16 protein-coding genes are annotated in these 17,731 nt (G+C 67.6%); 13 read left to right on the forward strand and 3 right to left on the reverse strand.

The window, feature by feature from the left end:
• The 5 genes from CCS01_RS03380 to CCS01_RS03400 all read left to right on the forward strand — a co-directional run.
• A partial coding sequence (locus CCS01_RS03380) for a transposase (RefSeq protein WP_146101497.1) occupies nt 1–176 on the forward strand: 176 nt, incomplete at its 5' end.
• Nucleotides 177–241: 65 nt separating this feature from the next.
• A complete protein-coding gene (locus CCS01_RS03385; RefSeq protein WP_239991990.1) occupies nt 242–871 on the forward strand; it encodes a DedA family protein in 630 nt (209 codons plus the stop codon).
• A complete protein-coding gene (locus tag CCS01_RS03390; protein ID WP_104517420.1) occupies nt 868–1,959 on the forward strand; it encodes a D-alanine--D-alanine ligase in 1,092 nt (363 codons plus the stop codon). Before CCS01_RS03385 ends, CCS01_RS03390 begins: the two co-directional genes overlap by 4 nt.
• A gap of 404 nt (nt 1,960–2,363) precedes the next feature.
• On the forward strand, nt 2,364–3,197 hold the full coding sequence (locus CCS01_RS03395; protein WP_104517421.1) for an undecaprenyl-diphosphate phosphatase: 834 nt from the start codon (nt 2,364–2,366) through the stop codon (nt 3,195–3,197).
• A gap of 10 nt (nt 3,198–3,207) precedes the next feature.
• Nucleotides 3,208–4,017: an ABC transporter permease subunit gene (locus CCS01_RS03400; protein ID WP_104517422.1), complete on the forward strand. Its 810-nt coding sequence runs from the start codon at nt 3,208–3,210 to the stop codon at nt 4,015–4,017.
• A gap of 130 nt (nt 4,018–4,147) precedes the next feature.
• On the opposite strand, the gene CCS01_RS03405 is transcribed toward CCS01_RS03400, so the two are convergent.
• A complete protein-coding gene (locus CCS01_RS03405) occupies nt 4,148–5,545 on the reverse strand; it encodes an HlyD family type I secretion periplasmic adaptor subunit (protein ID WP_104517423.1) in 1,398 nt (465 codons plus the stop codon).
• Nucleotides 5,546–5,557: 12 nt separating this feature from the next.
• A complete protein-coding gene (locus CCS01_RS03410; RefSeq protein WP_104517444.1) occupies nt 5,558–7,690 on the reverse strand; it encodes a peptidase domain-containing ABC transporter in 2,133 nt (710 codons plus the stop codon).
• Between the two features lie 385 nt (nt 7,691–8,075).
• Here CCS01_RS03410 and CCS01_RS03415 point away from each other — a divergent pair, with 385 nt between their 5' ends.
• The 8 genes from CCS01_RS03415 (at nt 8,076) to CCS01_RS03450 (ending at nt 16,335) form a co-directional block, all read left to right on the forward strand.
• Entirely contained in the window at nt 8,076–8,951 is an 876-nt protein-coding gene (locus CCS01_RS03415; protein WP_104517424.1) for a hypothetical protein, read from the forward strand.
• A gap of 202 nt (nt 8,952–9,153) precedes the next feature.
• A complete protein-coding gene (locus CCS01_RS03420; protein ID WP_104517425.1) occupies nt 9,154–10,020 on the forward strand; it encodes a hypothetical protein in 867 nt (288 codons plus the stop codon).
• Nucleotides 10,021–10,133: 113 nt separating this feature from the next.
• Nucleotides 10,134–11,015, forward strand: coding sequence for a LysR family transcriptional regulator (locus tag CCS01_RS03425; RefSeq protein ID WP_104517426.1), 882 nt, complete (start codon nt 10,134–10,136; stop codon nt 11,013–11,015).
• Between the two features lie 239 nt (nt 11,016–11,254).
• Nucleotides 11,255–12,433 (forward strand): YbfB/YjiJ family MFS transporter, encoded by a 1,179-nt coding sequence (locus CCS01_RS03430; protein ID WP_204848129.1) that lies wholly within the window; start codon nt 11,255–11,257, stop codon nt 12,431–12,433.
• 60 nt (nt 12,434–12,493) lie between these two features.
• A complete protein-coding gene (locus CCS01_RS03435; RefSeq protein WP_104517427.1) occupies nt 12,494–13,669 on the forward strand; it encodes a CaiB/BaiF CoA transferase family protein in 1,176 nt (391 codons plus the stop codon).
• Nucleotides 13,666–14,145 carry a MaoC family dehydratase gene (locus CCS01_RS03440; RefSeq protein ID WP_104517428.1) on the forward strand — a complete coding sequence of 160 codons (480 nt, stop codon included), beginning with the start codon at nt 13,666–13,668 and terminating at the stop codon, nt 14,143–14,145. The genes CCS01_RS03435 and CCS01_RS03440 overlap by 4 nt, the downstream gene beginning before the upstream one ends.
• Nucleotides 14,146–14,321: 176 nt before the next feature.
• Nucleotides 14,322–14,597 (forward strand): HigA family addiction module antitoxin, encoded by a 276-nt coding sequence (locus CCS01_RS03445; protein ID WP_275112876.1) that lies wholly within the window; start codon nt 14,322–14,324, stop codon nt 14,595–14,597.
• A gap of 643 nt (nt 14,598–15,240) precedes the next feature.
• Nucleotides 15,241–16,335 carry a cellulase family glycosylhydrolase gene (locus tag CCS01_RS03450; RefSeq protein ID WP_158258209.1) on the forward strand — a complete coding sequence of 365 codons (1,095 nt, stop codon included), beginning with the start codon at nt 15,241–15,243 and terminating at the stop codon, nt 16,333–16,335.
• Between the two features lie 190 nt (nt 16,336–16,525).
• Here the strand turns inward: CCS01_RS03450 and CCS01_RS03455 are convergent, their stop codons facing one another.
• The gene (locus tag CCS01_RS03455) at nt 16,526–17,326 is read right to left on the reverse strand and encodes an SAM-dependent methyltransferase (protein ID WP_104517431.1); all 801 of its coding nucleotides are present in this window, start codon (nt 17,324–17,326) and stop codon (nt 16,526–16,528) included.
• Nucleotides 17,327–17,731 lie beyond the last annotated feature (405 nt).

The raw sequence follows: 17,731 nt of genomic DNA on the forward strand, positions 1-17,731 counted from the left end.
CCAATCGCCGCTCGCCGCGGACCTACGACCGCGACCTCTACAAGGCGCGCCATCTGATCGAAAATTTCTTCGCCAGGCTCAAGCAGTTCCGTGCCATCGCAACCCGCTATGACAAGACTGCCCGCAACTTCCTCGCCGCGGTCCACCTCGCCGCCGCCGTCGTTTGGCTTAATTGACGACACGCCCTAATTCCAAGGTCGGAATGGCGCACAGGTGATGAGGCTTTGCCGCATCATCACTTATGTCACGCACCGACCGGGCAAACTGCGGAAAGGCGTTCGTCCTCAAGATGCTGGCTGGTTCGATCGCCTCGATACTGGTCCTGGCCGGCCATTCGCCGCTGTTCCAGGCTGCCGCCATCATCCTGGGCACATTCATCCTGGAGGATGCCGCCACCGTCATCGCCGCAATGCAGGCGCAGCAGGGGGCGGTGCCGTTGCCGCTGGCACTCGGTTCGCTATATGCCGGCATCATGCTGGGCGACCTGGGGCTGTACGGCCTGGGCCGCCTGTCGGCGCATGTGCGCTGGGTCGCCCGCCACCTGCCGCCGCACCGGCAGGAAGCCATCCGCGCCTGGATTTCCGGGCACATCTTCCGGGTGGTGCTGGTCAGCCGCTTCTTACCGGGGCTGCGCCTGCCGACCTACACCACCTGCGGCTTTGTGGGCGCCGATTTGCGGCCGTTCGCCCTGGCGGTGGTGGTCGCGACGCTGTGCTGGACCAGCCTGCTGTTCACCGTCTCCCTCAAGCTGGGGCAATTCCTGATGGATCACATGGGCACATGGCGCTGGGCTGGCGCCATTTTCTTCATCGCCTTCATCGCCGTCGCCGGCCGCGTCGTCGCCGCCGGCGTGCAGGAGGCGCGGCGATGAAGCTGGAATCCGCCATTCCCCTGCGCCGCATGGCGCCGAAGCCGGACCGCCCGGTCTCGTTCTTCGAGTTCTGGCCCGGCTGGCTGTTCTATACGCCCGTGGTGGCGCACTGGATCCTGCTCGGCCTGCGGCACGGCGATTTCAGCCTGCCGACGGCGGCCAATCCGCGCATCACCACCGGCGGCCTGTGCGGCGAGTCCAAGCTCTCGATCCTGTCGCAAGTCGGCCTTGCCGCCCGCGACCTGGTCGCCCCCGCCTGCGGCGTCCTCGCCGGCCCGCACGGCGCGGAAGCGGCCGAGGACGCCATGGCCGCCGCCGGCCTGCGCTATCCCGTGGTGGTGAAGCCCGACATCGGCTGCAACGGCACCGGCGTGCGGCTGATCCGCGATTTCGCCGCCCTGGCCCGCTACATGGACGCCTTCCCGCCCGGCGAAACCGTCGTGGTGCAGCACTACGTGGACGAGCCGCACGAAGCCGGCCTGTTCTATGTGCGCCACCCGGACGAGCCCGTCGGCTGCATCACCTCCCTGACGATCAAGCGCCCGCCGGTGGTGGTGGGCGACGGGCGCTCCACCCTGCGCACCCTGATCCTGCGCGACGAGCGCTCTGGCCTGATTTCCCACCTGTTCCTGGAGCGCCTGGCCGCTCAACTGGACACCGTGCCCAAGCTGGGCGAGGCGGTGCGGCTGGTGTTCGTCGGCAACCACTGCAAGGGCTCGATCTTCCAGAACGCTACCGACATGGTCACGCCGGAGCTGACCGCCTCGATCGACCGCCTGGCCAAGGCGATGCCGGATTTCTTCTTCGGCCGCATCGACGTCCGCTTCGCCTCGATGGCGCAGCTGCGGCGCGGGCTGGACTTCCGGGTGATCGAGATCAACGGCGCGGGGTCGGAGGCCACGCATGTCTGGGACCCGCGCACCCGGCTGGTTGACGCCTGGCGGGCGCAGTTCTTCCATTACGGCGCCGCGTTCCGCATCGGCGCCGCCAACCGCCGGCGTGGCTTCGCATCGTCGGGCGTGCGGGGGATGCTGCGGCATTGGCGGAACCAGCGGCGGCTGATGGCGATCTATCCGATGAACGACTGAGCACGGCCAGGCCGGCCGGACGCCGAGGACCTGGAACGCAGTGGCGCTTGCGGCTGTCGGACGCCGCGGGCGCGCGGACCGGGGTGTCCGCATTGGCGTTAAAATGGCGGGATCGAGGGCACGATGCTTGCCATTCCGTCATGGCCCGGGATGTCCGGGCCACCTGTCGCGGCACACGTGCTGGAATAGGTGGCCCGGACGAGCCGGGCCATGACGAAGAAGCAACAGCCAGCCCTGATCTAACACCAATGCCGGGGTGTCCGAGCATCCGGTCACCGGCAGCGACCACCTGCGTACCCGGCTGCGCATCGCCCACAGCCTGAATTGACCGCCCATGCACAATCCCCCGGTGCGATCGGCACGGGAAGCCCTTAATGTGCGCCGCGAATCGACCGGAGCCATGCATGGACACGTTACAGGCCCTCATCATCGCGATCTTGCAGGGCGCAACTGAGCTGTTTCCCGTCAGTAGCCTGGGGCACGCCGTGGTGCTGCCGGCTGTGCTGCGCTGGGGCATCAACCAGCGCTCGCCGGAATTCCTGCCCTTCCTGGTGATGCTGCACCTGGGTACGGCGACCGCATTGCTGGCCTATTTCTGGCGGGACTGGTGGGCGCTGGCCAGCGGCGTGCTGGGCCTGCGGGACGAACATACGGTCAAGGAGGCGCGGCGGGTGTTCGTGCTGGTGGTCATCGCCACCATCCCCGCGGTGATCGTCGGCTTCCTGCTGGAGAAATATGTTCGCAACCTGTTCGGCTCCCCAATCGTGGCGGCGGCGTTCCTGATCGTCAACGGCGGCCTGCTGCTGTTCGGCGAGTGGCTGCGCGGCCGCGGGCAGCGCGCCCTGTCCGCCCTGACGCCGATGGACGCGCTGCTCATCGGCTGCTGGCAGTGCACGGCGCTGATCCCGGGCATCTCCCGCTCCGGCGCCACCATGGTGGGCGGGCTGCTGCGTGGCATCAACCACGAGGCCGCGGCGCATTTCTCCTTCCTGATCGCCACGCCGGTCATCCTGGGCGCGACGGTGCTGGAGGTGCCGAATCTGCTGCATGCGAACATCGCCCCGGGGGTGCTGAACCTGTCGATCCTGGCCGCCGTGGTGGCGGGGGTGGTGGCGTTCCTCAGCACCGCGTTCCTGATGCGGTACTTCCGCCAGCACGACAACATGGCGCTGAATCCGTTCGCCTATTACTGCGTCCTGGCTGGCGGTCTCAGCCTGGTGGCGCTGGCGCTGCTGTAGGGCGGGTGCGATGCGGCTGGGTGCGTGGCTGATCGCCTGTTACGCCTTCCTCTACGCGCCCATCGCGTTCCTGATCGTCTTCAGCTTCAACGATTCCCGGCTGGTGACCGAGTGGTCGGGATTTTCGACACGTTGGTATGCGACGCTGTGGCACGATCCGGCGCTGATCGACGCCGCGCTGCTGTCGCTGCGCATCGCCGCGGTGTCGGCGACGATTGCGTGCATCGTCGGCGGCACGGCCGGCTTCGCCCTGGCGCGCTTCGGCCGCTTCCCCGGCCGCGGCGTGTTCGAGGCGGCGCTGGCCGCGCCTCTGGTGATGCCGGAGGTGATCACCGGCCTGTCGCTGCTGCTGCTGTTCGTGGCCTTGGAGCAATGGATCGGCTGGCCCGCCGGCCGCGGCGCCGGGACGGTGACGTTCGCGCATGCCTCGGTGTCGGTCGCCTATGTGGCGGTGGTGGTGCGCGGGCGGCTGGCCGATACCGGGGAGACGCTGGAGCAGGCGGCGATGGACCTGTATGCGCCGCCGTGGAAGGCGTTCGCGCTGGTCACCCTGCCGCTGATGGCGCCGGCGCTGGTCGCGGGCTGGCTGCTGGCATTCACCCTGTCGATGGATGACGTGGTGGTGGCGAGCTTTACGTCCGGGCCGGGGGCTTCGACCCTGCCGATGGTGGTGTTCTCCATGACCCGGCTGGGCACCACGCCGGAGATCTATGCGCTGGCGACGGTGATCGTGGCGGTGGTGGCGACGGTGCTGCTGGCGGTCGCGGCGGCGTCGCGGCGGTGGGGTGGCCGGGGCAGGGGAGTGGTGAGGCCGGTGTAGCGGCGCTGGCGGGGCGGAATCAGCGCCGAAACAACCATTTTCTGTCAGGAACGATGCGCTTTGCCGGCCGGTTCAGCAACGGAAGGCACGCGCTTGCCGTTATCGGCCGCCCGGCGCCCGGCGGAGCGGATCACGGCTCGCGCATTCCTTCCGTCAGCGTCGGGACCACCCGCGCCATCAGGTAGGACAGCACGGTGCGCTTGCCGACCTTGATGTCGGCGGTGACCGGCATGCCGGGCGTCATGTGGAAGCCGGCCGGCAGGTCGTGCGTTTTCATGTCGGTCAGCGACAGGCTGGCGCGGAAGTAGTTGGCGCCGGCGTTCGCCTCGGCCGGCGACAGATTCGGCCGCGCGGGCCTGCCGTCGCGCGGGGCGGCGAAGCTGTCGGCGCTGACCGTCTTCAGCGTGCCTGTGGCATAGCCGTAGATGGTGTACGGGAACGTATCGAACTTGATCACCGCATGGTTGCCCGGGTGCACGAACCCCGCATCCCGCGCCGGCACGTTCGCCTCCACCTCCAGCGGCGCGTCGGTCGGCACCAGCGTGATCAGTTCGTCGCCGGACTGCACGACCGAGCCGAGCGACACCTTCGCCACATTCAGCACCACCGCGTCACGATCCGCCTTGAGCGTCACCAGCGAGCGCCGCAGCGCCGCCTTCGCCTGCTGCTCCTTCGCTTCCGCCAGCTTGCGGCCTTGCTCGGTCAGCATCGCCGCGGTTTCGATCTTCGTCTGCTGAAGATAGCCGACCATTTCGGCCGTCAGCGCGTCGAGGTCGCCTTTCGCCGCCTGCCGGCTGGCGATCGCCGCTTGCAGGTCACGGTTGATCTCGGCACGCTGGGCGTCGGCTTCCAGCGTGCTCAGCTTGCTGCCGATCTGTAGTTTCTGCAGTTGCTGGCGCATGTTTTCGCGCGTCTGGGCATCCTTCAGCTGTTCCGCGTAGCCGTCGATGTCGCTCTGCGTCTGCGCCAGCTTGGCGTTGGCGCTGTAGATGCGGCGCTGGTAGTTCTGCAGCCGCGACATCTGCTCGGCGTGGCGCTGCGCGTAGACCATCGCCTGCAACTGGCCGGCCGGCGTGCCGTCCGAGGTATAGGCGCGGCCGGCGATTTCGGCGTTCAGGCGGTCCACTTCGGCCTGCAGGCTCGCCACCTGCTGGTCGATCGCGCCGGCGTCGGCCTGGGCGAAGGTCGGGTCCAGGCTGGCCAGCACGTCGCCGGCATGCACCACCTGGCCTTCATGCACGTTGATCTGCCGGACGATCGCGGTATCCAGCGGCTGCACGACGATGTTCGGAACATCCGCAACCACCTTGCCGGGAACGGTGACAACGCGATCGACCGGATAGACGCTGATCACCCCGAGCGAGGCCAGGATCGCCGCGCTGATCGTCCAGATCGTCAGGCGGCCGCTCAGCGGAACCCGCTCGGCGATCACCGCGGCGGTTGGCGACTGGAACTCCAGCAGCGCCTGGCTGCTGGCCAGGGCCGGTTGCGGCTGAAACAGGCGGGACAGGGAAGCGCGTGCGGGCATGGGTCTGGTTCCTTACGCTGAAACGGGGGATTCGATCATGTGGCGGTTCTGCTGGTGCCACAGCTGCTGGTAGACCGGGCAGCGCCGGACCAGTTCGCCGTGCGGCGCCAGGTCCACGATGCGGCCCTGGTCCAGCACCAGGATCGCGTCGCAGCCGGTGAGCGACGACAGCCGGTGCGAGACGATGACCGTGGTGCGGCCTTGCGCCATCTGCGCCAGGTTGGCGTTGACCAGCGCCTCGCTTTCCGGATCCAGCGCGCTGGTCGCCTCGTCCAGGATCAGGATGCGCGGGTCGTGCACCAGGGCGCGGGCGATCGCCAGGCGCTGCCGCTGGCCGCCGGACAGGTTGGGCGAGCCTTCCTCGACCATCGTTTCGTAGCCGTTCGGCAGCCGCTCGATGAACTCCGCCGCGCCGGCCAGTTGCGCCGCGCGCACCGCGTCGGACAGGGTCAGGCCCGGGCGGCCGGCCAGGATGTTCTCGCGGATCGTGCCGCGGAACAGGAAGTTCTCCTGCAGCACGACGCCCAGGTTGCGGCGCAGGTGCGACAGGTTGATGTCGCGCAGGTCGATGCCGTCGATGCTGACATGGCCCTGATAGTCGCGGGTGATGCCTTGCAGCAGGCGGGTCAGGGTGGACTTGCCCGAGCCGCTGCGGCCGACGATGCCCAGCACCGTCCCTGGGGCGATGCCGAAGCCGACGCGGTCCAGCGCCGGGGCGGTCGCGCCGGGATAGGAATAGCCGACGTTGCGGAAGGTGATCGCGCCCTGCAGCCGCGGCCGCACGCCGCCGGCGGGATCGGCCGTCTCCGGGCGCTGGTTCAGCACGCTCGCGGCCAGCGCGGTAGCGGTGCGGACTTCCTCGATGCTCTCCATCAGCCGCGCCAGGCCGGCAAGCGGCGCGGCGACGCGGGCGCTCAGCATCATGAAGGCCACCAGCCCGCCGACGGCGACCGCTCCGCCATCGGTCAACGCCAGGTAGGCGCCCAGCAGCAGCACGCCGCGCTGCATGAAGCTTTCGATCGGCGTGATCAGCGCCTGCGGCAGGTTGGCCAGGCGCCCGGCCTCGATCTTGGCTTTCGTTGCTTCGGCGATGCGGGCGTCCCAGCGCTCGCGCTGCTGCGGCTCCAGCGCCAGCGACTTGACGGTGCGGATGCCGTGCAGGGTCTCGACCATGACGCTGGACTTGGCCGTTTCTGCCTCGATATAGCGCTTCACCCGCCGGCTCATCGGCTTCATGAAGGCGACCATGATGCCGGTGATGGCGCCCGCGCACAGCAGCACGATCAGGGACAGCAGCGGCTGCAGGTAGAACAGGATTGGCAGCAGCACGACCAGCGTCATCAGGTCCAGCATCGTGGTCAGCAGCTTGCCGGTGAGGAATTCGCGGATCTTGGCAAGCTGGATGCCGGTGTTCGCCCAGATCATGCCGGCCTGGTTGCGCTCGAAATAGTCCATCGGCAGGCCCAGGATGCGCTGGAAGACGTGCAGGTTCAGCTTGGCGTCGACCCGCGCGCCGACGACCAGGATCAGTTGCCGGCGCGCGAAGCCCAGCATGGTCTCCGACAGCATGGCGATGCCGATCAGCAACGAGATCAGCACGAGCGTGGACAGGCTCTGGTAGGTCACCACCTCGTCGATGACGGTGCTGACCACCAGGGGCGGCAGCACGGTCAGGATGCTCAGCACCAGCGAGGCCAGCAGCACGTCGCGCATCGAGCGGCGCTCCTGCCACACCAGGTTCGCGACCCAGCCCAGGCTGAAGGGCGCGTCCTCGGCACTGGAGGATCGTTTCGTCCGCATCATAACGGCCTCACCGGACCATGCCTGCGCCAGGGTCTTTTCGTCCACCACCATCGGCGGGTCCTGCGGGCCAAGCCTTGAGTGCCGCAGCAGGATGACGTTGCGCTTGCGATCGGCGGCCATCACCAGCACGGCACTGCCGTCGTTCAGCAGCAGGACGAGCGGCGCCTTCAGGTCCAGCGCCACAAGCTGCTTCCAGCCGAGCCGGACGCCCTTGGCCCACAGGCCGCCGGTCTGCGCCCACGCGGACAGGGCGGCGGGCGAGGGGACCTCATGCTCCGCCAGCCTGATGTCGGCGCGATCGAGTTCCGCGCCATGAAAGCGGGCGGCGGCGGCGATCGCCATCAGCCGCACCTGGATCGCCACAGCGCCGCCCGGTGCCGGCAACTGGTTGGGGTCCACCGCGGCCGGATCCTGTGTCTGGGAATTCGTCTCCACCACCCGTGCTCCTGCGAACAAGCCACGGCCGGATTGCCGCGCACGGAACCGATGCCACGCGACGGGCGGGCCGGGCGTGACGCACGGCACAAAAGCGGCCGATTGCGGCGGATTTTTCGAAATCGACGGCAAAGGTGACCGCCGTCACCAAAGCCCTGGCGCGGCGCGGCTAAATCCAGCCCGCCGACTGCACCGGGATGATCCGGTTCAGTCATAGGCGATCATCGGGCTCCCGGCGAAAGAAAACCCGGGTTCCTTCCATGGAAACACAAGTCAACAGGAGTATAAATCAATGAACCCGACCTTCGAAACCCTGGACGACCAGGTCGATCCGACCTTCAACCAGCTGCTGGGGATCAACAACGACGGCAAGATCGCCGGCTATTTCGGCATCGGCAGCGCGGCGCATCCGAACAAGGGCTACACGCTCTCGCCGCCTTACTGCCAGGGCAACTATACGAACGAGAATTTCGGCGGCTCGGCGCAGACCCAGGTGACCGGCATCAACAACCATAACGTAACGGTCGGCTTTTGGGCCGATGCCGCAGGCGACAACTTCGGATTTACCGACAAGAACGGCGTCTTCACCGACGTCGTGGATCCGAAGGGCCAGGGCAAGGCTGCCAACGGCATGACGACCGAGCAGCTTCTGGGCGTCAACGACAAGGAGAAGGCGGTTGGCTTCTGGACCGACGCCGCCGGCAACAGCCACGGCTTCGTCTACGATCTCGACAAGCACAGCTTCAATGAGGTGAACATCGCCGGCTTTGCCAGCACCACGACCACCGCGATCAACAACAAGGGTGACATCGCCGGCTTCGTGGTGGGCGCGGGCGGCAACGACGTGGGCTTCGTCAAGGAAGGCAACCACACCGTGTGGCTGAACGGCCCGAGCGGGGCGGTGTCGGTGCAGGCACTGGGCATCAACAACGAACGGGATGTCGTCGGTTCCTTTACCGACGCGACGGGCGCAACACACGGCTTCCTGTACGACCAGGGCACCAACAAGTACACCACGATCGACGATCCGAACGGGATGAAGGGGAACAACGCCATGACGGTCGCCAACGGCATCAACGACAAGGGCCAGGTCGTTGGCTTTTACCTCGACAACGCCGGCAACACCGACGGCATGCTGGTGCACGTCAGCCTGCCGCACCACGCCTGACCGAATGTGGCGTCCGCTCCGGACGGACGCCACACCGGCTTCTGCCACCTGCCAAAGCAGGCTGTTCCGGGTCAGCTATCGCGATCGCCAGGCCGCCGACAGGATTGGAATGGTCCGGCTCAGTCAGCGGCGGTCATCAGGCTCCCGGAGAGAGGATCCGGGTTTCACTTATCAGAACACAAGTAAAAAGGAGTAAAGAATCATGAACCCGACTTTCGAAACCCTCGACGACGCTGCCGATCCGACGTTCAATCAGCTGCTGGGCATCAACGACAAGGGCAGGATCGCCGGCTACTTCGGCAGCGGCGACGTCGCCCACGGGCATCCCAACAAGGGCTATACGCTGACCCCGCCGTACGGGCAGAACACCTATCAGAACGAGAATTTCCCCGCCTCGGTGCAGACCCAGGTCACCGGCCTGAACAACAAGGGCGTAACGGCTGGTTTCTGGGTCGATGCCAACGGCGACAACTTCGGCTTCGTCGAATTCAACGGTCACTTCGTCAACGTGGTCGATCCGAACGCGCCGAAGCCCGCGGCGGGCGTGCCCAGCGTGCAGCAGCTTCTCGGCGTCAACGACAAGGAGGTTGCGGTCGGTTTCTACACCGATGCCCAGGGCAACAACCACGGCTTCACCCTCAACCTCAACAACGGCCATTTCGACGCCGTCAACATCAAAGGATTCAACAGCGTCACCGCCACAGCGATCAACAAGAGCGGCGACGTCGCCGGTTTCGTGCAGAACGGCCCGAACCAGGAGGGCTTCCTGACCAACGGCCACAAGACCGAGCTGCTGACTGGCCCGCAGGGCGCGGTGTCCGTCCAGGCGCTGGGCGTGAACAACGAGGACCAGGTCGTCGGCTCATACGTCGACGCCCAGGGCAACACCCACGGCTTCCTGTTCGATGACAAGACGAAGGCCTACACCACGATCGACGATCCCAATGCCAACGGCATGACGGTGGTCAACGGGATCAACAACAAGGGCCAGCTCGTCGGGTTTTATCTCGACAGGGCCGGCAATACCGACGGCATGCTGGTGCAGGTCGCTCCGCCGCACCATTCCTGACCGGGCGTGGCGTCCGCTCCGCCCGGATGTAGACGCCACGGCCTGTCGCCACGCAAGGTTTGTCAACCGCCTCCGATCCCGGTACAGCATGCCGGCATCGGAGGTTTTTTCTTATGGACGCAGACGACCTGCGGGTGTTCGAGGCGGTCGCCCGGCTCGGCAGCATGAACCGCGCGGCGACGGAGCTGAACACCGTGCAGTCCAACGTCACCGGCCGTATCCGCGCGCTGGAGGCCGAGCTTGGCGTCTCCCTGTTCCACCGCCACGCCCGCGGCGTCTCGCCCACCGAGGCGGCGCAGCGCCTGCTGCCTTATGCCGGGCGCGTCCGCCGCCTGCTGGCCGATGCCCGCCGGGCGGCGCGGGACGACGGCACGCCGGCGGGGCCGCTGGTCATCGGTTCATTGGAAACCACCGCCGCCATGCGCCTCGCGCCGCTGCTGGCCGGTTATGCCGGCGCCTATCCGGACGTCGACCTGTCGCTGCGCACCGGCACCACCTGTGAGATGATCGACGACGTGCTGGCGCATCGCGTCGAGGGCGCCTTCGTCTGCGGCCCGGTCGATCACCCCGAGCTTGTCGCCGAAACCGTGTTCCATGAGGAACTCGTCGCCCTGACCGCGCCGGGCGTGCGCCACCTCGACGCCCTGGTGGCGGCGGGCGATTTCCGCATCGTGGTGCTGCGCGCCGGCTGCTCCTATCGCCTGCGGCTGGAGGCGTGGCTGTCGAAGCGCGGCATCGTCGGCGTCCGCGTGCTGGAGTTCGGCACGCTGGAGGCGATCCTGGCCTGCGTCGGCGCCGGCCTCGGCATGACGCTGCTGCCGCGCGGCCTGGTCGAGACCGCCCGCCGCGCCGGACAGGTGGGCGTCCATGTCCTGCCGCCGGAGGACGCGATGGTGGAAACCGTCTTCCTGCGCCGGCGCGACGGCTATGTGTCGTCGGCGCTGGAGGCGTTCCTCGGCCTGCTCCGTCCGGCCTGGGCGCAGGCGGCGGAGTGATGCCCCCGTCATGGTGGGCGAAGGCCCCATTGGCGTTAAAATAGGGGTTCAGGCGCTGCGACTGCTTTGTCGTGATGGTGGCCGCAGGGCCGCCATGACGGGAAGAAGCAGCCCGCCTCGCCGGTCAAATCCAGGAACGGCCGAGCAATCGGTCCAGGCGATAGCCGCCATCATTTATTCCCGTTTTTCATGATGCGTGCCTGACCCTACATCCCGGCCGTCTGCCAGGAAGGGTCAGCATGCGCCATGCAAGGTCACAGTCGGAGTCACAGCCGGTCGCGCTGGCGCTGGGCGGGCTGATCGCGCTCGCCGCGGCGATGGGCATCGGCCGGTTCGTCTATACGCCGATCCTGCCGCCGATGGCGGAGGCGCTGGGGCTGTCGAAGGGCGGTGCCGGACTGATCGCCTCGGCCAACTTCCTCGGCTACCTGATTGGCGCATTGCTGGCCGGCGCGCCGCGCCTGCCGGGTGGGCGGCGGCGCTGGATGCTGGGCGCGCTGGTCGCCAGCGCGATCACCACGGGCGCCATGGGCGCGGTGACGTCCATGTCGGCCTTCCTGTTGCTGCGCGCCGCGGGCGGAGCGGCCAGCGCCTTCGTGCTGGTGCTGGCGTCGGCGCTGGTGCTGGATCGCCTGGCGGTGGCTGGCCGTCCGGGCCTGTCGTCGGTGCATTTCGCCGGCGTGGGCAAGGGTATTGCCGTCTCCGCGCTGGTCGTCGCGGCGCTGCAGGCGGACGGCGCCGACTGGCGAACGCTTTGGTATGTCGTGGGCGGCGTCGCGCTGGCCGCGGCGGCGGCGGTGGCTTGGCTGGTGCCGCCGGCGGAGGCGCCGCGGGTCGCGGTGTCCGGGCCGGTGGCCCAGGCGCGGCCCGGGCCCGGGCTGCCGGCGCTGGTCTGCGCCTACGGCCTGTTCGGCTTCGGCTATGTCATCACCGCGACCTTCCTGGTGTCGATCGTGCGTTCCTCGCCGGTGCTGCGCAGCGTGGAGCCGCTGGTCTGGCTGATCGTCGGGCTGACCGCCGTGCCGTCGGTGGCGCTGTGGATGCGCGCCAGCCTGCGCTTCGGGATTCCGCTCACCTTCGCCATTGCCTGCGTGGTCGAGGCCATCGGCGTGGCGGCGAGCGTGCTGTGGCCGTCGGCCGTCGGCGCCCTGTTGGCGGCGGCGCTGCTGGGCGGCACGTTCATGGGGCTGACGGCGCTCGGCCTGGCCGGCGCGCGGCGGCTGGCGCCAGCGGATCCGCGCCCTGTCCTGGCGGTGATGACGGCGGCGTTCGGCCTGGGACAGATCGTCGGCCCGGCGCTCGCGGGCTTCCTGTCGGAGCGCAGCGGCAACTTCGCGCTGGCGTCGCTGCTGGCCGCGGCGGCGCTGCTGGTCGCGGCGGCCGTCGTGCTGCGGGTGCCGCGGACGTCGCTGCTTTGACATCGGCCGCCTGCGGGGGTTTGCTCGACGGCAACGCTGTCAGGCAAGGAAACGCCCCGGATGCTGCCCATGGAAGGCATGCGCGTCATCGCGCTGGAACATGCTGTCGCGGCCCCGATCTGCACGCGCCACCTGGCCGATCTCGGGGCCGACGTGATCAAGGTCGAGCGGCCGGGGGAGGGCGATTTCGCCCGCGCCTATGACGACTACGTCAACGGCCTGTGCAGCCATTTCATCTGGCTGAACCGCGGTAAGCGCAGCGTCACGCTGGACGTCAAGCATCCCGATGCCCGTGCCGCGCTGGATGCGCTGGTGCGTGGGGCGGATGTGCTGATCCAGAACCTCGCCCCCGGCGCCGCCGCGCGGCTGGGCCTGACGTGGGAGGCGCTGAAGCCGGTCAATCCGAAGCTGGTGGTCTGCGACATCTCCGGCTACGGCGAGAGCGGGCCGTTCGTGCAGAAGAAGGCCTATGACCTGCTGATCCAGGCGGAGTCGGGGCTGATCAGCGTCACCGGCTCCGAGGCGGAGGCGTCGCGCGTCGGCATCTCGATCGCCGACATTTGCACCGGGATGTACGCGCTGAACGGCATCCTGTCGGCGCTGCTGCGCCGCAGCCGCACGGGCGAGGGGGCCAACGTCAAGGTGGCGATGCTGGACGCGCTGGGCGAGTGGATGACCTATCCGATGCTGCGCCACGCCTATGCCGGCTCGCCGCCGCCGCGCATGCCGACCAGCCACCCGTCGCTGGCGCCTTATGGCGCGCACCGGACCAAGGACGGGCAGGTGATCCTGGGCCTGCAGAACGAGCGCGAATGGGCCACGTTCTGTGCCAGGGTGCTTGGCCGCCCGGAGGTGCAGACCGACCCGCGCTTCGCCACCCAGGCCGATCGGCGGGCGCATCGGGAGGAATTGACAGCGCTGATCGAGGATTTCTTCAGCACGATGAGCTCGGACGAGGTCGCCGCCCTGCTGGACCGGGCCGGCATCGCCAACGGCCGCCTGAACCAGCCGATCGATGCGTGGAACCACGTGCAGTTCGCGGCGCGCGACCGCTGGCGGGAGATCAACACCGCCAACGGTCCGGTGCGCGCGCTGCTGCCGCCGGCGACGTTCACCGACCAGGAGGCTGCGATGGGCGACGTTCCCGCCGTCGGCCAGCACACCGACGAAATCCTGGCGGAAATCGGCCTGTCGCGCGACAAAATCGCCGCGATGCGGGCGGCGGGCGCGGTATGAGCGAATTTGATCCCGCGCAGCACCGCATGGTGCCGGAACAGCGCTGGTTCGACGATTTCCGCCTGGGCGAGCGCTTCCTGCTGCCCAGCCGGACCATGACCGAGGCGGTGTTCCTGGCTTTCCAGGCCGCCAGCGGTGACGCTCACCCGATCCACTACGACGTGGAGTTCTGCAAGGCCCGCGGCATGCCCGGCCTGCTGGCGCACGGGCTGCAGACCGTGATCCAGACCGCGCCAGGCGCCGGCCTGTTCCCCTACATGACCGAGGACGCGCTGGTCGGCTTCATCGAGCAGTCCAGCCGGTTCCTGAAACCGGTGTTCGCCGGCGACACGCTGTATCCGGCGCTGGAGATCGACGAACTGACGCCGAACCGCAGCACCGGGGTGGTGGGGTTCCGGACCAGGGTGTACAATCAGCGGCGGGACCTGGTGCTGGACGGCCGGCAGCGGTACCTGTTGCGGAAGCGGCCGGCCTGACGCCGCCCGGGCGGGGGAGGGCGGCGATCACAGGCGCGCTGTTGAGACGGCAAAACAGAAAATGCGCCCGCCTTGGATTGGGGCAGGAATTGCCATTTTGCTGCCATGACTTTCCGGCAATGTTCGAGCCATAGGAAAACCCCACAGGTTGCGACATGGCACGGTTCAATCGCAGGATGCATCCCGGACGAGTGTTGCGGGAAGAGTACATGGAGCCGATGCGGCTCGATGCGACCGGCCTCGCCCAGGCTCTGGGCGTGGCGCCCGGCCAGATCGCGCCGGTGCTCGCCGACCAGCAGCCGGTCACGTCCGACCTGGCGCTGCGCCTGGCGCGCTTCTTCCGCACCAGCCCGCAGTTCTGGCTCGGCCTGCAGACGGCTTATGACCTCGCCAGGGCGCAGGCGCTGTTCGGCGCGGAGATCGAGGCACGGGTCCAGCCGCTGGCGGCGTAGGGCTGCGGGGCGGCCCGGAACGACGGATCCAGTCGGGTGGCTTGCCGGAACAAGGGCAGGCCATCTGCGGTTTTTCAAGATCGTTATGGCCGCGTTCGTCCGGGTCAACACAGCCGGTAACGACCGCGGCAGTCAGGGCCTGATGCAGACTTCAGGACCAACGCATCGAAACTTTCAGTGAGCCAGCGATCGGCGCGCGTAGGTTCCGGGCCTCCGGGTTCTTGCCCTGGTCCCGCCACAGCCGGGCGAGGATGATGCAAGCCCTTACTAAGGAGGCGGTCAAAGGTGCGCCATCCAGTCAAGCCAAGTCACTGATTTTTCGACGAAAAGGGGCATGCTGGACCGCCCTATGGCGTGGGATTGGCCGCCTCCTTGGTAACTGGCGTGCATCTCGCGCGACTGCGATTTCATACGGGAACGTATCGCAGGCTATATGAGCCACACCGGCGAGCCACTGGCGGAAGCGGCGCGGCGGTCGTTTCCGTGCCGAACTGGGCGTCGCGCGCCTTGATAAGGCGCCATAAACCAAGTCGGAACGCAACGACCGGAGCTTCTGCCCCAGGGTCGGCCCGAAACCGGTGTCCTTGCCTTATCATATTGCAGCCACGCGGGAGGAACACCTATCTGCAATCGAAAGCTCTGGTTGGTACCGAGGCTCACCCTGCTGGCCAGTGCCAGCGTGCTGGTCCACGACGCCTATGCCGCGTCCTCGGCGCCCGTCCCCTGCCCGGCCGGTGCGCCGAACTATGTCGCCTCGGACGGCGGCTTCGGCGTCAGCGACGGCCGCTGGTATACACCAAGCGGTCAATTATGGACGATCCATGGCATCAACGTCGGCTGGGGCGGCACGCCGCCGACCGCAGCGCAGATCCTGGCGCAGTTCCCCGGCACGAATTTTGTGCGTCTTGCGGTCGCGGACTTCCCGGGGGCGGCTTCGCTTCAGCGGGTGGTTGACGACTACACCTCGCGCGGGCTCTTCGTCGAAATCGAGGATCACACAAGCTCGGACGGGCAGAACCGGGGCGGCAGCACCGGCACGATCTTCAGCGGCTCTCTGCTGCAGCAGGATTTGTCGTGGTATGCCTCGATCGCATCCACGTTCAAGAACAATCCGTATGTCGGTTTCGGTTCGACGAACGAGCCAAGCGAGGTCAATCCCGCGACGGGCCACACGGACCCGGCTGCGCTCTCGGCGTGGCAGCTTCAGGAATACAACGCCGTCCGGTCCGCCGGGAACAACAACCCGTTTTGGTTCGCAGCCAACTGCTGGCCGACAGTCTGCAATCAGGGATACAACGCATCCGCCTATGCCGGCGTAACCAATGCCGCCTGGGACATGCACGTGTATCCGTGGCTGTTTCCCAGCGGCAATAGCGCCGCGCAGGACGGATCGGAAATCAGCCAACTGGCTGCCTCGGCGCAGCAGATAAAAAGTGCTGACGGGACCATGCCGGTCAACATCCTCGAAACCGGCAACAGCACGACCGGCGTGGCAATTGACAGTAATTGGCAACAATCCATGCAGGCTGTTCTCAACAGCGGCCTCGGCTATGCACCCTGGATCTGGGGCACCGGTGCTCCGGGCGACGGTCTGCTGTCTGGACATGGCGGCTTGTCCGATTACGGCAGCATGGTCGCTGCCGCCATTGCCAGCAGCGGACCGACCGGTTGCGCGCAATCGCTGGTCGCCACGCCGAACAGCACACCACGGCGGCAGACCAGCAGAGGCCGCCGCTGAGCGCAGCAGATACGGGTGAGTCGGCGCCCGTTGCTTCGAGGCACCCCGGCCTGAGGCTGCCACGGTCTGCGGCTGCCACGGCCAGCCAACCTGGTACGCAACGTCATGCACAGCCTGTCACGATGATCCGCACGCGGTTGCCGGAGGGCGACGCAGCCCGCTGGGCACCGGCCAGCCCCGCCGCGACTGCTCAGGCCGCCCGGGCAGCCGCCTGCGGCGCGGTTCTGGCCGGCTTGACCAGCACAGCGTAAATCCCGACGGTGAAGTAGCGTTCCAGTCCCGGCACTCGTGCGAGCAGGCGGAATGCCCTGATCATCGCCGACTTGAGCCCGCCGCCGGCGGCCGGGTTCATCCGCAGCGAGCGGATCTGCGCACCGCTGCGCTCGAACGCCTGGCGGAAGTCCCGCGGCGTCAGCATGTTGAAGCCGGCTTCGGGCAGGCGGCGATAGGCGGAGCCGTTGGTCGCGTTGAACGCCGCCAGCACCCGTTGCTCTCCGGCCAGCAAATGCGCCCAGGGCACGCGAACACCCAGTTCGCCGTGGTCGCCAAACGGGCTGTAATAAAGCGGGCTGAAGCCCAGGATGATCTCGCCGCCCGGCTTCAGCAGCCGGACCATCGCCGCCAGTACCTCATCGATCGGCCCAACGTGCTCGAACGTGTCCTTTGACACGATTCGGTCGAACAGGCCTTCGCCGGGAATCGTGGTGATGTCGATGCACTCGAAGCGCATCGTGCAGCCCGGCGGCGCCTGTGGCGCGACGTTTGCCTGCGCATAGCGGATGCGCTGCTCCGCGAGGTCGATGCCCAGCACCGAAACCGCTCCGGCACGCGCCAGATCCAGCGAGAGCATGCCGTGCCCGCAGCCAAAATCCAGCACCCGCATACCGGTGAAATCTGGCATGCCACCGAGCCGCTGCCAAAAGCGGGCATTCTCGATCACCTGCAGGCGGACATAGGCCTCGACGTCGTGGATCTCGGACTCGTCAATCATAGTGGATCCCGTTGGCAGGCACGGTGGCAAGGCCGAGTGGCCTGTCCGGCGGATCGCTCCGCTCACTAAGTGACCGGTTGCTACGCCACGTGTGGTGCGGCGTGGAAATCACGTTCCCCGGAACGAGTGCCTCGACTGGGTGGGCGCTGTGCGTTGCAAGCAATTCGTACGATGCCGGCGATGCGTGGGCCGATCACGCATCGTGCCGGCTACGGGTTGGAAGGCGCGTATCTGCGACAACGTCCGATACCGTATTGGGCGCTCACTTTCGGGGGGAACGGGGCCGGGTCCATTGCCTCTCCCTCATGGCTGAGCGTGTCCCCGCCATCCACCCCCGCCGTCGAAGCGCGGATGGCCGGGACACGCCCGGCCATGACGATAAAGCGACGACCAGGCCCTGTTCCC

The sequence above is a fragment of the Rhodopila globiformis genome, from assembly GCF_002937115.1.
GTDB lineage: Bacteria > Pseudomonadota > Alphaproteobacteria > Acetobacterales > Acetobacteraceae > Rhodopila > Rhodopila globiformis.

Bases quoted from the DNA above. Each gene is read 5' to 3' on its own strand.
- CCS01_RS03385 (WP_239991990.1), top strand. From the start codon at position 242: ATGTCACGCACCGACCGGGCAAACTGCGGAAAGGCGTTCGTCCTCAAG.
- CCS01_RS03390 (WP_104517420.1), top strand. From the start codon at position 868: ATGAAGCTGGAATCCGCCATTCCCCTGCGCCGCATGGCGCCGAAGCCG.
- CCS01_RS03395 (WP_104517421.1), top strand. From the start codon at position 2,364: ATGGACACGTTACAGGCCCTCATCATCGCGATCTTGCAGGGCGCAACT.
- CCS01_RS03400 (WP_104517422.1), top strand. From the start codon at position 3,208: ATGCGGCTGGGTGCGTGGCTGATCGCCTGTTACGCCTTCCTCTACGCG.
- CCS01_RS03405 (WP_104517423.1), bottom strand. From the start codon at position 5,545: ATGCCCGCACGCGCTTCCCTGTCCCGCCTGTTTCAGCCGCAACCGGCC.
- CCS01_RS03410 (WP_104517444.1), bottom strand. From the start codon at position 7,690: ATGGCGATCGCCGCCGCCGCCCGCTTTCATGGCGCGGAACTCGATCGC.
- CCS01_RS03415 (WP_104517424.1), top strand. From the start codon at position 8,076: ATGAACCCGACCTTCGAAACCCTGGACGACCAGGTCGATCCGACCTTC.
- CCS01_RS03420 (WP_104517425.1), top strand. From the start codon at position 9,154: ATGAACCCGACTTTCGAAACCCTCGACGACGCTGCCGATCCGACGTTC.
- CCS01_RS03425 (WP_104517426.1), top strand. From the start codon at position 10,134: ATGGACGCAGACGACCTGCGGGTGTTCGAGGCGGTCGCCCGGCTCGGC.
- CCS01_RS03430 (WP_204848129.1), top strand. From the start codon at position 11,255: ATGCGCCATGCAAGGTCACAGTCGGAGTCACAGCCGGTCGCGCTGGCG.
- CCS01_RS03435 (WP_104517427.1), top strand. From the start codon at position 12,494: ATGCTGCCCATGGAAGGCATGCGCGTCATCGCGCTGGAACATGCTGTC.
- CCS01_RS03440 (WP_104517428.1), top strand. From the start codon at position 13,666: ATGAGCGAATTTGATCCCGCGCAGCACCGCATGGTGCCGGAACAGCGC.
- CCS01_RS03445 (WP_275112876.1), top strand. From the start codon at position 14,322: ATGCATCCCGGACGAGTGTTGCGGGAAGAGTACATGGAGCCGATGCGG.
- CCS01_RS03455 (WP_104517431.1), bottom strand. From the start codon at position 17,326: ATGATTGACGAGTCCGAGATCCACGACGTCGAGGCCTATGTCCGCCTG.